The organism is Prochlorococcus sp. G5PB11, from assembly GCF_059772425.1.
This window is the reverse complement of the sequence record NZ_CM186287.1, coordinates 1,707,101-1,720,034: the sequence shown is the minus strand read 5'-3', so window position 1 is coordinate 1,720,034 and position 12,934 is coordinate 1,707,101. Positions and strand designations below refer to the sequence as shown.

General features: G+C 42.9%; 8 protein-coding genes, 2 tRNA genes and 2 rRNA genes. 6 read left to right on the top strand and 6 right to left on the bottom strand.

The window, feature by feature from the left end:
* Window positions 1-48 precede the first annotated feature (48 nt).
* From AC6EI0_RS09915 to AC6EI0_RS09900, 4 genes are all read right to left on the bottom strand, one after another.
* Window positions 49-2,924, bottom strand: a 23S ribosomal RNA gene (locus AC6EI0_RS09915).
* 307 nt (window positions 2,925-3,231) lie between these two features.
* Window positions 3,232-3,304 (bottom strand) — tRNA-Ala (locus AC6EI0_RS09910).
* A gap of 9 nt (window positions 3,305-3,313) precedes the next feature.
* Window positions 3,314-3,387: transfer RNA gene (locus tag AC6EI0_RS09905), tRNA-Ile, on the bottom strand.
* 166 nt (window positions 3,388-3,553) lie between these two features.
* Window positions 3,554-5,038, bottom strand: a 16S ribosomal RNA gene (locus AC6EI0_RS09900).
* Together the 16S and 23S rRNA genes with 2 tRNA genes alongside form the textbook arrangement of a ribosomal RNA operon.
* Window positions 5,039-5,677: 639 nt before the next feature.
* Between AC6EI0_RS09900 and AC6EI0_RS09895 the strand changes: the two genes are divergently transcribed.
* Window positions 5,678-7,120 carry a glycoside hydrolase 100 family protein gene (locus tag AC6EI0_RS09895; RefSeq protein WP_498522355.1) on the top strand — a complete coding sequence of 481 codons (1,443 nt, stop codon included), beginning with the start codon at window positions 5,678-5,680 and terminating at the stop codon, window positions 7,118-7,120.
* A 6-nt stretch (window positions 7,121-7,126) separates the two neighbouring features.
* Here AC6EI0_RS09895 and petD read toward each other — a convergent pair whose 3' ends face one another.
* Complete coding sequence (gene petD, locus AC6EI0_RS09890; RefSeq protein ID WP_413682969.1) at window positions 7,127-7,609, bottom strand: cytochrome b6-f complex subunit IV; 483 nt, start codon at window positions 7,607-7,609, stop codon at window positions 7,127-7,129.
* Between the two features lie 49 nt (window positions 7,610-7,658).
* Window positions 7,659-8,315 carry a cytochrome b6 gene (gene petB / locus AC6EI0_RS09885; protein ID WP_413389834.1) on the bottom strand — a complete coding sequence of 219 codons (657 nt, stop codon included), beginning with the start codon at window positions 8,313-8,315 and terminating at the stop codon, window positions 7,659-7,661.
* A gap of 69 nt (window positions 8,316-8,384) precedes the next feature.
* Between petB and ctpZ the strand changes: the two genes are divergently transcribed.
* The 5 genes from ctpZ to minE all read left to right on the top strand — a co-directional run bounded on the left by ctpZ (window position 8,385) and on the right by minE (window position 12,930).
* Window positions 8,385-9,686, top strand: a complete 1,302-nt coding sequence (gene ctpZ / locus AC6EI0_RS09880) for a carboxyl-terminal processing protease CtpZ (protein ID WP_498523537.1) — start codon at window positions 8,385-8,387, stop codon at window positions 9,684-9,686.
* Between the two features lie 11 nt (window positions 9,687-9,697).
* Entirely contained in the window at window positions 9,698-10,957 is a 1,260-nt protein-coding gene (locus tag AC6EI0_RS09875; protein ID WP_498522354.1) for an HD domain-containing protein, read from the top strand.
* Window positions 10,958-10,959: 2 nt separating this feature from the next.
* Window positions 10,960-11,607, top strand: a complete 648-nt coding sequence (locus AC6EI0_RS09870) for a septum site-determining protein MinC (RefSeq protein WP_498522353.1) — start codon at window positions 10,960-10,962, stop codon at window positions 11,605-11,607.
* A gap of 164 nt (window positions 11,608-11,771) precedes the next feature.
* The gene (minD, locus tag AC6EI0_RS09865; RefSeq protein WP_498462200.1) at window positions 11,772-12,587 is read left to right on the top strand and encodes a septum site-determining protein MinD; all 816 of its coding nucleotides are present in this window, start codon (window positions 11,772-11,774) and stop codon (window positions 12,585-12,587) included.
* A gap of 10 nt (window positions 12,588-12,597) precedes the next feature.
* Entirely contained in the window at window positions 12,598-12,930 is a 333-nt protein-coding gene (gene minE, locus AC6EI0_RS09860; RefSeq protein WP_498522352.1) for a cell division topological specificity factor MinE, read from the top strand.
* Window positions 12,931-12,934: the final 4 nt, after the last annotated feature.

The following is a 12,934-nucleotide window of genomic DNA, read 5'->3' as shown; positions in this document are numbered from 1 at the left end:
TAAAAATAAATTGAAAGAATAAAGCAATAATTTGAATAAAAGCAAAAGAAGGTCAAGCCCTCGATCTATTAGTACTCCTCCGCTGCATCTGTTACCAGACTTCCACGTAGAGCCTATCAACGGGTGTTCTTCCCGTGATCTTACTGGTTTAAACCATGGGAATACTCATCTTGAGGTGGGCTTCCCACTTAGATGCTTTCAGCGGTTATCCACTCCGCACATGGCTACCCAGCGTTTACCGTTGGCACGATAACTGGTACACCAGAGGTGCGTTCCTCCCGGTCCTCTCGTACTAGGGAGAAATCCTCTCAATATTCCTGCGCATACACCGGATATGGACCGAACTGTCTCACGACGTTCTGAACCCAGCTCGCGTACCGCTTTAATGGGCGAACAGCCCAACCCTTGGGACCGACTTCAGCCCCAGGTTGCGATGAGCCGACATCGAGGTGCCAAACCTCCCCGTCGATGTGAACTCTTGGGGGAGATCAGCCTGTTATCCCTAGAGTAACTTTTATCCGTTGAGCGACGGCCCTTCCACTCAGAACCGTCGGATCACTAAAACCGACTTTCGTCCCTGTTCGACTTGTAGGTCTCACAGTCAAGCTTCCTTCTGCTTTTGCACTCGACGACTGATTTCCAACCAGCCTGAGGAAACCTTTGTGCGCCTCCGTTACCTTTTAGGAGGCGACCGCCCCAGTCAAACTGCCCAGCAGATACTGTCCGTTTCCCGGATAACGGGTAAACGTTAGATCTCTAGCTCTGAAAGAGTGGTATCTCACCGTTGACTCAGTAGCACCCAAAAGCACTACATCAATGTCTCCCACCTATCCTGCGCATTCAGAGCCCGAGAACAATACCAACCTGCAGTAAAGCTTCATAGGGTCTTTCTGTCCGGGTGTATGTAGTCCGCATCTTCACAGACAATTCTATTTCGCCGAGCCTCTCTCCGAGACAGCGCCCAGATCGTTACACCTTTCGTGCGGGTCGGAACTTACCCGACAAGGAATTTCGCTACCTTAGGACCGTTATAGTTACGGCCGCCGTTCACCGGGGCTTCAGTCACTAGCTTCGCTTACGCTAACCAGCTTCCTTAACCTTCCGGCACTGGGCAGGTGTCAGCCCCCATACATCGTCTTGCGACTTAGCGGAGACCTGTGTTTTTGGTAAACAGTCGCCTGGGCCTCTTCACTGCGACCAGCTTGCGCTGGCATCCCTTCTCCCGAAGTTACGGGACCATTTTGCCGAGTTCCTTAGAGAGAGTTATCTCGCGCCCCTCGGTATTCTCTACCACCCCACCTGTGTCGGTTTCGGGTACTGGCAGTTATGCCTTAACGGGTATAGGGATTTTCTTGGAAGCATGACGTCACCAACTTCGCTGCCGTGGCAGCTCGTACTCACGCCTTAGCTCAGAACGTTTTCTCCGTTCCTCAAAGCCTCGAACGCTTGAACCAGTAACCAACATCTGGATTGGCTAGCCTTCTCCGTCCCCCTTCCCAAAACATAACTGGTACAGGAATGTTGACCTGTTATCCATCGACTACGCCTTTCGGCCTGACCTTAGGACCAGACTAACCCTCCGCGGACGAGCCTGCCGGAGGAACCCTTAGGGTTTCGGGGCATGGGATTCTCACCCATGTTTTCGCTACTCAAGCCGACATTCTCACTTCTATGCAGTCCACGCCCGCTTACGCTAACGCTTCACCCCACATAGAACGCTCCCCTACCATTTATAAATAAATCCGCAGCTTCGGTACAACACTTAGCCCCGTTCATTTTCGGCGCAGGATCGCTCGACCAGTGGGCTATTACGCACTCCTTTGAGGATGGCTGCTTCTAAGCAAACCTCCTGGTTGTCTGGGCAATCCCACCTCCTTTATCACTTAGTGTTGATTTTGGGACCTTAGCTGGCGGTCTGGGCTGTTTCCCTTTCGACTATGGAGCTTATCCCCCACAGTCTGACTGCCTAGTTACACACAGGGTATTCAGAGTTCATCACGATTTGGTACCGCTCTCGCAGCCCGCACCGAAATGGTCGCTTTACCCCCCTGCTGGAGCACTAGACGCTACGCCTCAACGTATTTCGGGGAGAACCAGCTAGCTCCTGGTTCGATTGGCATTTCACCCCTAACCACAGCTCATCCGGTGACTTTTCAACGTCAGTCGGTTGGGACCTCCACTTGGTATCACCCAAGCTTCATCCTGGCCATGGTTAGATCACCAGGGTTCGGGTCTATAAACACTGACAAAACGCCCTATTCAGACTCGCTTTCGCTATGGCTCCACCATTCTCGGTTTAACCCGCCAGTGCCTATAAGTCGCCGGCTCATTCTTCAACAGGCACACGGTCACCCGATAAGTCGGGCTCCCATTGCTTGTAGGCTCATGGTTTCATGTTCTATTTCACTCCCCTCCCGGGGTTCTTTTCACCTTTCCCTCACGGTACTGTTTCACTATCGGTCACACAGGAGTACTTAGCCTTACGAGGTGGTCCTCGTAGATTCACACGGAATTCCACGTGCTCCGTGCTACTCGGGATACAGATAGGCCAACTCTCCTTTCGATTACGGGGCTTTCACCCTCTATGGCACGCCATTCAAGCGTTTCTTCTAGGTTTGTTGGTCCACGTTTCTGTCCCACAACCCCGATAGTCGAAACTATCGGTTTGGGCTGTTCCCCGTTCGCTCGCCGCTACTTAGGGAGTCGTTATTTACTTTCCTTTCCTCCAGCTACTAAGATGTTTCAGTTCGCTGGGTTGGCTCGTGCCAGCCTATATATTCAGCTGGCCGTTCTAAGGGTTGCCCCATTCGGAAATTCCCGGATCAAAGCGTGTATCCAGCTCCCCGAGACATATCGCAGGTAACCACGTCCTTCATCGCCTCTGTGTGCCAAGGTATCCGCCATGAGCCCTTTGTAGCTTGACCTTAATACAATCACAAAATCAATTGTGCTCGGCTATTACTCAAGAATTAAACATGTATTTTGAGAAATGATAATTCAGTTATTACACTAAAAAAATCAAATCAAAACAATGCATCCATGAGATGCTTTATTCTTTCTAATCTATGCAGTTTTCAAGGTTCTACTGAATTCTCACGGAATAAATCCATGGGAGCCCAGCATATTATCAACTTTAAATAGATGATAAGAAGCTAGGTTCTTTCAGGTAGACAATTCTAAGTCACATCTAAGAGTTTTCTCCGGAAATTTAGTTATCAGGATAGGTTTCAGTGGAGGTAAGCGGACTCGAACCGCTGACATCCTGCTTGCAAAGCAGGCGCTCTACCAACTGAGCTATACCCCCAACAACGAATGGGCCATCCTGGACTTGAACCAGGGACCTCACCCTTATCAGGGGTGCGCTCTAACCACCTGAGCTAATGGCCCAGGAGAAACCTTTGTTGGGTGTGACCTAGACAAGTTTAGGAACTGAAATCAAAGAATTAAATATAAATTAATCCAATAATCTGAGGTACCGATCGACCTTAAGGTGACAGGATTGCGGCCTAAGAATAAATCACTTAGACATCACAATCTATTAATTGTCTCCCTGTTAGGAGGTGATCCAGCCGCACCTTCCGGTACGGCTACCTTGTTACGACTTCACCCCAGTCATCAGCCCCACCTTCGGCGTCCTTCTCCACAAGGGTTAAAGTAACGACTTCGGGCGTGGCCAACTTCCATGGTGTGACGGGCGGTGTGTACAAGGCCCGGGAACGTATTCACCGCAGTATGCTGACCTGCGATTACTAGCGATTCCTACTTCACGTAGGCGAGTTGCAGCCTACGATCTGAACTGAGCCACGGTTTATGGGATTTGCTAGCTCTCGCGAGTTTGCTGCCCTTTGTCCGTAGCATTGTAGTACGTGTGTAGCCCAGGACGTAAGGGGCATGATGACTTGACGTCATCCACACCTTCCTCCGGTTTATCACCGGCGGTCTTTCTAGAGTGCCCAACTAAATGCTGGCAACTAAAAACGTGGGTTGCGCTCGTTGCGGGACTTAACCCAACATCTCACGACACGAGCTGACGACAGCCATGCACCACCTGTCACTGCGTTCCCGAAGGCACCCTCTAATTTCTTAAAGGTTCGCAGGATGTCAAGCCCTGGTAAGGTTCTTCGCGTTGCATCGAATTAAACCACATACTCCACCGCTTGTGCGGGCCCCCGTCAATTCCTTTGAGTTTCACACTTGCGTGCGTACTCCCCAGGCGGAACACTTAACGCGTTAGCTACGACACCGAAGGGGTCGATTCCCCCGACACCTAGTGTTCATCGTTTACGGCCAGGACTACAGGGGTATCTAATCCCTTTCGCTCCCCTGGCTTTCGTCCATGAGCGTCAGTAATGGCCCAGCAGAGCGCCTTCGCCACTGGTGTTCTTCCCGATATCTACGCATTTCACCGCTACACCGGGAATTCCCTCTGCCCCTACCATACTCAAGCCAATCAGTTTCCACTGCCATGATGGAGTTAAGCTCCACGCTTTAACAGCAGACTTGAAAGGCCGCCTGCGGACGCTTTACGCCCAATAATTCCGGATAACGCTTGCCACTCCCGTATTACCGCGGCTGCTGGCACGGAATTAGCCGTGGCTTATTCCTCAAGTACCGTCATATCTTCTTCCTTGAGAAAAGAGGTTTACAGCCCAGAGGCCTTCGTCCCTCACGCGGCGTTGCTCCGTCAGGCTTTCGCCCATTGCGGAAAATTCCCCACTGCTGCCTCCCGTAGGAGTCTGGGCCGTGTCTCAGTCCCAGTGTGGCTGATCATCCTCTCAGACCAGCTACTGATCGAAGCCTTGGTGAGCCATTACCTCACCAACTAGCTAATCAGACGCGGGCTCATCCTCAGGCGAAATTCATTTCACCTCTCGGCATATGGGGTATTAGCGGTCGTTTCCAACCGTTATCCCCCTCCTGAGGGCAGATTCCCACGCGTTACTCACCCGTCCGCCACTAACCCGAAGGTTCGTTCGACTTGCATGTGTTAAGCACGCCGCCAGCGTTCATCCTGAGCCAGGATCAAACTCTCCGTTGTAGTCAGGCCCTATTGTAAAAAATTAATTTTACTCAGTCTGATTTGCTTCTCCCACGAATGACAGCACTGGCGTACTGTTTGTGATTGTTGCCACCTTATTTTTATAAGGGTTCTAAAGAGTGCACTTAGTTTTATCTTCGTGACTTTCCCGGATCTCAGATCCGTTGTTGCTTTCTCATGTGGCTAAATAAATCGATTTGAGCCGTGAAACTCAAATTGAAAATTGCCACAAAATTATGCAACTAATTTCTTTTTGACGGGACCTCACACCTTTATCGCACTACATCCGATTCATTACAAACCAGACGCGATAAAAGCGTCAGTTCCTAAACTTTTAAGTTGTCTAGGTTCTGTCTTGACCAAAATGGCCAAAACATTTTTCGATCTTTCGACCGTTTTTCAGCTTACAGCACAGAAGGGTTTAGTCTTCAAATGTTGTAAAACTCCCACTTAATAAAAAAACTTTCGTAATTTTTGCTAAATGAGTACGCTCAAGATTCACTTTCGCGCAGAAAAATATTGTAGACCCTCGGAGTACTTACTTGCAACAAAGTTGCAATTGAAATGTTTTACCTCTTACTATGAATAACAAAGGAGTAAGCCATAACTAGCTTTTAGCGATGGCAAGAGATTATCTTAATGCCCGCACGTTTTAGCCAACAGCATAAAAGGGTACGTCCCAATTCAAATGAAGATAAAGTTGTTGCAAGAGCTAAGGAGCATTTCGAAAAAACTCTAATTGAAATTTCTGGAGATATTGCAGGAAGTGTTGCGGCCTTGGAGCATCCAACAAAAAATGATGCCCTCAATTACGGAGAGATTTTTTTAAGGGATAACGTCCCCGTTATGATCTATCTCTTAACGCAAAAACGATTCGACATAGTCAAGAAGTTCTTGACAGTAAGTCTAGATTTGCAAAGTACTACTTATCAAACTCGAGGCGTTTTCCCAACAAGCTTTGTTGAAGAAAAAGGGAAATTAATAGCAGATTATGGGCAGAGATCAATAGGAAGAATCACCTCTGCAGATGCCAGCTTATGGTGGCCAGTACTTTGTTGGCTATATGTAAGAAAAAGTGGCGATCAAAGTTTCGGAACAAGTCAACAGGTTCAAAGAGGTATTCAACTTCTTCTTGATTTAGTTCTTCATCCAACTTTTGAAGGCAATCCAGTTTTATTCGTACCAGATTGCTCATTCATGATCGATCGACCAATGGATGTTTGGGGAGCTCCTCTTGAAGTGGAGGTTTTGTTGCATGCATGTCTAAAAAGTTGCATTCAACTAATGGAGTTAAGTAGGAAACATCAAAAAAGTCGATTACTTGATCAAAGACTTGTTTTAACAAATCAATGGGTACATGATCTTCGCCAATTTCTTTTGAAGCATTATTGGGTTACTAGCAAAACAATGCAAGTCCTTAGAAGAAGACCAACCGAGCAATATGGTGAAGATCAACATCAAAATGAATTTAATGTCCAGCCTCAAGTAGTCCCTTCATGGCTTCAAGATTGGCTTGAGAACAGGGGTGGATATCTTATTGGCAATATAAGAACTGGTAGACCAGATTTTCGTTTTTATAGCTTGGGAAATTCCTTAGCATGTATGTTCGGAGTATTAACTGCCCCACAGCAGAGAGCATTATTTCGCCTGGTATTACACAACCGTGAACACCTTATGGCACAAATGCCAATGAGGATTTGTCATCCACCAATGGACATAGAGGAATGGCAAAACAAAACCGGTTCAGACCCCAAAAACTGGCCCTGGAGTTATCACAATGGAGGTCATTGGCCTAGCCTTTTATGGTTTTTTGGCGCTTCCATATTGCTTCATGAAAAACGTTACCCAAAAGCCGATGTTTTACTCATGGGACAAATGAGAGCTCTTGTTGAAGAATGTTATTGGAGTCAATTAAATCAACTACCAAGACAAAAATGGGCAGAGTATTTTGATGGGCCAACAGGTACATGGGTTGGTCAGCAATCAAGGACTTATCAAACTTGGACTATTGTTGGATTTTTGTTAATGCATCATTTATTGAGAGCTGAACCAAATGACGTATTGATGCTTGATTTAGATTAGAAAATTCTAAAACAAACCTAGAGTCAAAGATTTATCAATAGGTAAACATGCTCCTATGCCTAGATACATTGTTAAAACTGTCCCAAAGAGAAACAATGACATTGCGACTGGTCTTCTAAATGGATTGGCAAATTTATTGATATTCTCAATAAAAGGAAGAATCATCAAGCCCAAAGGTATTAATGTTTGAAGGGCGATGCCAAGTAACTTATTAGGTACTACTCGTAGAATTTGAAAGACTGGATACAAGTACCATTCAGGGAGAATCTCTAATGGAGTTGCAAAAGGATTAGCTTTGTCTCCTAGAAATGCAGGATCAAGAACTGCCAAGCCAACTACACAAGCTATGGTTCCAAGAATAACTACTGGAAAAATGTACAAAAGATCATTGGGCCAAGCTGGTTCTCCGTAATAATTATGACCCATCCCTTTAGCAAGCTTCGCTCTTAACTTCGTATCTGATAAGTCAGGCTTTTTAAGAGTTGACATGATTTAGGAAAATTTTGATTTAGAGATTAAAAATTATTATTTTCTTTTACTATAAAGGACCGGAAATACCCTGTTTCCTAATCATAAGAAAATGCATGAGCATAAAAACTGCTAGTAGCCAAGGCATCACAAAGGTATGGAGGCTATAAAACCTTGTCAAAGTCGTCTGTCCAACACTTTCGCCACCTCTTAGTAGTTCAACCATGAAGTCCCCAATAACAGGTATCGCAGCTGGGACACCAGAAACAATTTTCACAGCCCAATAACCGACTTGATCCCAAGGTAATGAATATCCAGTAACACCAAAAGCAACTGTTATGACTGCCATAACCACACCAGTAATCCATGTCAGTTCTCTTGGCCTTTTGAAACCTCCAGTCAAATAAACACGAAAAACATGCAGAATAAGCATCAGTACCATCATTGAGGCACTCCAGCGATGAACTGATCTAATCAACCAACCAAAACTTACGTCTGTCATCAAATAGCTCACTGAGCTATAAGCTTCAGTTACTGTGGGTTTGTAATAAAAGGTCATCGCGAATCCAGTCGCGAACTGAATCAAAAAACAAACCAGTGTTATCCCACCAAGGCAATAAAAAATGTTGACATGTGGAGGTACGTATTTTGAAGTGACATCATCAGCTATGTCCTGAATCTCAAGACGTTCCTGAAACCAGTCATAAACCGGTGAAGAATTCGCCATCCAATTATGATTAGTGTTTCCAAATATCTTACTCGATGTGCTCCTTGGTCGCCGCAAAAGATCAATCCAATGTTTTCATCTGTTAAATCTTTGACTAAATCACTGCAAAGAATTTTTGCATTTTTAATTAGTTTCGGAATTTTCTTTCAAGTTTTAATAAAACCAGCTTTTGCTCTGAATGACGGACAACTGCTTGTTATTGAAGCCTGGAATTTAGTAAATGAGGGTTATCTGGCACCTAATAAATTTGATGAAATTCAATGGAAGAAACTTCGTCAAAAAGCCCTTGAAAAACCAATAAACAATTCTCAGCAAGCCTATTCAGCAATAGAAGCAATGCTTCTTCCTCTTGGTGACCCTTACACGCGCCTATTGAGACCTGATGATTACGCAGCAATGAAAAAAAGCAACATAGGAAGTGAAATCAATGGTGTTGGGCTTCAATTGGGAGCGAGAAAAGAGGATGGTGAAATAGTTGTCATTTCTCCCCTTGAAGGCTCTCCCGCCGCAGATGCAGGCATAACAAGTGGAACCATCTTAAAAAAAGTTAATGGTCAATCTCCAAAGCAATTGGGACTTGAAGCAACGGCAGCAAAATTGAGAGGGCAAACCGGAACTCAAGTAACTGTTGAATTAGAGCAACCTGACAATGAAATCAAAGAGATTTCTTTAGAAAGAAGAAGTGTTGATTTAAGACCAGTTAGAACCAAAAGGATAAGAAATGAATCTCATACATTTGGTTACCTAAGAATTACACAATTTAGCGAGGGAGTGCCTGAGCAAGTCAAAGAAGCACTGGAGGAGCTGACTGTTAAAGAAATAGATGGACTAATTTTGGATTTAAGAAATAACTCCGGAGGTCTTGTAAGTTCAGGACTTGCCGTTGCAGATGATTTCCTCAGCAACATGCCGATTGTTGAAACTAAGAAGAGAGATGCAATAAATGATCCTATCGGCTCTGGGATAGAAACCCTTTATGACGGACCTATGGTTACGCTTGTAAATGAGGGTACAGCAAGTGCTAGTGAAATTCTTGCTGGGGCCTTACAAGATAATAAAAGATCTGAACTTATAGGCAGTAAAACTTTTGGCAAAGGCCTGATACAATCTTTGACTAATCTCAGTGATGGTAGTGGTTTAGCGGTAACAGTTGCCAGCTATTTAACTCCAAGCGGAAGAGACATACAAAATCTTGGAATAGATCCTGATCGACTCTTGGAGATGCCTGAGCCCCTTAACCCAGGATCTGATGAAGACAGGTGGCTTTCAGATGCTGAGCTAATCATGCAAGCCACATTGGACAAAGAAGAAGTCTTAGAGAAATTATTAAAAGAAAGTCAAGAAAAAGAAGAACAAATAACTAGCGAATAAATCGAGCAAGCATGCCAATAAGAACTTATTACGATCCTCTGCATCAATCCATTTCATTAAACAGCTCAATCCCTGAAGAAAAAATGGTGATGGAATTAATAGATTCATCCCCCTTTCAAAGATTGAGAAGAATTAAACAACTAGGTCCTGCATATTTAACATTTCATGGTGCAGAATCAAGCAGATTCACTCATTCTCTCGGCGTATTTCATATTGCAAGGAGAGCAATAAATCATTTGTCTGAATTTAATTCTAAATTAAAAGAGTACAAATTCATTCTCTACGGTGCAGCTCTTTTACATGATCTAGGTCACGGACCACTAAGTCATACAAGTGAGGAAATATTCAAAATCAAGCATGAAACATGGACGGCAAAATTAATAAATTCAAATCAAGAGATTGCTATGATACTTAATAAATATGGTAAAGGAAATGCAAAAGCAATTTCAGATTTAATCCAATCAAGAAAAGCATCAGAAAAATCAATAATTGCCTTAATAAGTAGTCAGCTTGATTGTGATAGGCTCGACTACCTAATGAGAGACAGTTATACAACAGGAGCCAGATATGGTCAGCTAGATATTGATCGAATAATCTCAGCAATGATAATTGCACCAGATGGAGATTTAGCAATTCAGCCTAAAGGTTTAATGGCAGTTGAGCATTATTTAGTAATAAGAAATCTAATGTACAGGAGCGTATACAATCATAGACTAAACGAGGTTTGCAATTGGTTATTAGAACAAATCATACAGACAGCAAGAAAGATTGGTCCTAAAAAACTATGGGCTGATGAAAACATGTCTGAATGGTTATGGAATCATGAAAAAATGAGTCTAGAATGTTTTTTATCTAATGATGACATAGTGACTGGTTATCATATCAATAAATGGCAAGAATCTGATTCGGATAATCTATCTAATCTCTGCAAACGTTTTATAAATAGAGATTTATTAAAGGCATTAAATATATCCTCTTACTCTTTAGAGACAAGGCTAGAAGCTCTAGCCAAAGCTAGAAAATTATCAGAGAAATATTGTATTGAACCAGATATTTCATGTGGATTACGAGAGCAAATAGTTAAAAGCTATCACCCTTATAAACATGGTCTTCGTATATGGGATGGAGAAAACCTACAGGCTCTAGAGAAAGCATCACCATTAGTTGAAAGATTAATTGAGCCTAACCAATCTTCATGGTTAATTTATCCAAAGGAAATAGAAAAAGACTTAAAAATAGAAATAGAAAAACTCAAAATCAAACATAATTAAAAATGAACTCAAGTCCTCAAAAAATTATTATCAATATCAAAGATAGTAAATATTCAGATTGGATAATATGTTTAAAAAATAAATTGAAAATCCTGAACTCAAGAACGATTGAGATCGATTGTAAAAGTCTAGATCTTTCATGTAAAAATATAATGGAAGTAAACGCAATTGCTAATTACTATAATTGTAAAATAATTGGTTTTTGTTCAACATCACCAAAAACAATAGTTAGCTCTCAATCACTAGGTTACAATTCTCAATTCATTCTTGAAAATAATTCAAATGTACCCTTAGAAATAAATGAAAAAATTTTAACTTTTTCAAAAACAAACTTTCATCAAGGAACTGTCAGGTCAGGGGAATATATTGAAAGCCCAGGAGATTTATTAATCCTTGGAGATGTTAATCCAGGGGCAAAAGTTAGTGCAGAGGGAAATATTATTATTTGGGGGAGACTTCTTGGTATTGCCCATGCAGGCAGCGAAGGGAACTCTAAAGCAACTATTTCCGCACTTCAACTCAGGCCTGTTCAACTAAGAATAGCCAAAAAAGTTGCTAGAGGGCCTAAGGAAAAGCCTCAACTTGGTCTCGCAGAACAAGCAAGAATATGTGCCGAAGAAATTATAATTTCCCCTCTCGAGACAACATAGTTCAATAAATCAAAGTAACTAAAACTTTCAAACAGAAACAAGAGAAAATTCCTACTTAAAACCTGAGAGATGTCTTCAAAAGCAAACCCAATGCAACCGATCTCACAATAAAGCTTTTTTCTTCATCAAAATCGAACTAAAGTTTGTCGAATTCAAGGAGGTCCGTGGCGACAGACACGCGCGTCATTCTTATTTGCTCAGGGAAGGGTGGGGTCGGTAAGACAACCCTTACAGCGAATCTCGGCATTTCACTAGCAAGGCAGGGTCTAACCACTGCTGTTTTAGATGCAGACTTTGGTCTGAGAAATTTGGATTTACTATTAGGTCTTGAGAATCGAATTGTTTATACCGCACAAGAAGTTTTAGAGGAGGAATGCAGACTTGATCAGGCCTTAGTGAAGCACAAACAAGAATCAAACCTATCTTTACTTCCTGCAGGAAATCCAAGAATGCTTGATTGGTTAAAACCCGAAGACATGAAGCGCATAGTCGAGATGCTAAAAGAACAGTTCAACTACGTTTTAATAGACTGCCCGGCAGGAGTTGAAGATGGATTTAAAAATGCTATGGCTGCTTCTCAAGAAGCAATTGTAGTTACCAATCCTGAGGTGTCAGCGGTAAGAGATGCAGACAGAGTAATTGGCTTGCTTAATACAAATGCTATTAAACCAGTCCAGTTAGTTCTAAATAGAGTTAGGCCAAAGATGATGGCCAACCAAGAAATGCTTTCTATCGATGATGTGACTGATATTTTAGCCTTACCTTTGCTTGGCCTTGTACTTGAAGATGAACAGGTAATTGTCAGCACCAATAGAGGGGAGCCTTTAACTTTAAATAGCGTTAATTCACCAGCAGCAAAATGTTATTTAAATATTGCCAAGAGATTACAAGGAGAAGATATTCCACTTATTGATCCCGCAGAGGAGAATTCGGGAATTGGGGCGAAATTTAGAAGACTAATGCAAACAAAAATTTTCTAAAGCAATGGCAATGACACTTAGAGACATTATCAACAAGCTCCTTCGCAGACAGCCTTCGAGCGCAAGCACAGCTAGAGAAAGGTTGCAACTTGTTTTGGCTCATGATCGATCCGATCTCAGCGCAGAGCTTTTAGATCAAATGAGAAAAGAAATACTAGAGGTTGTAGCAAAATATGTAGAAATAGATGTTGATGAAGGCGCAGTCAGTCTTGAGACAGAAGATCGCATGACCGCACTTGTTGCAAATCTCCCAATTAAAAGAACTATGACTGGTCAAATTAAACTTAAAGAGACCATGAATCAGTCAAAAGAAAATTCTCAAGAAACTGAAGAGACAGATTAAAGTT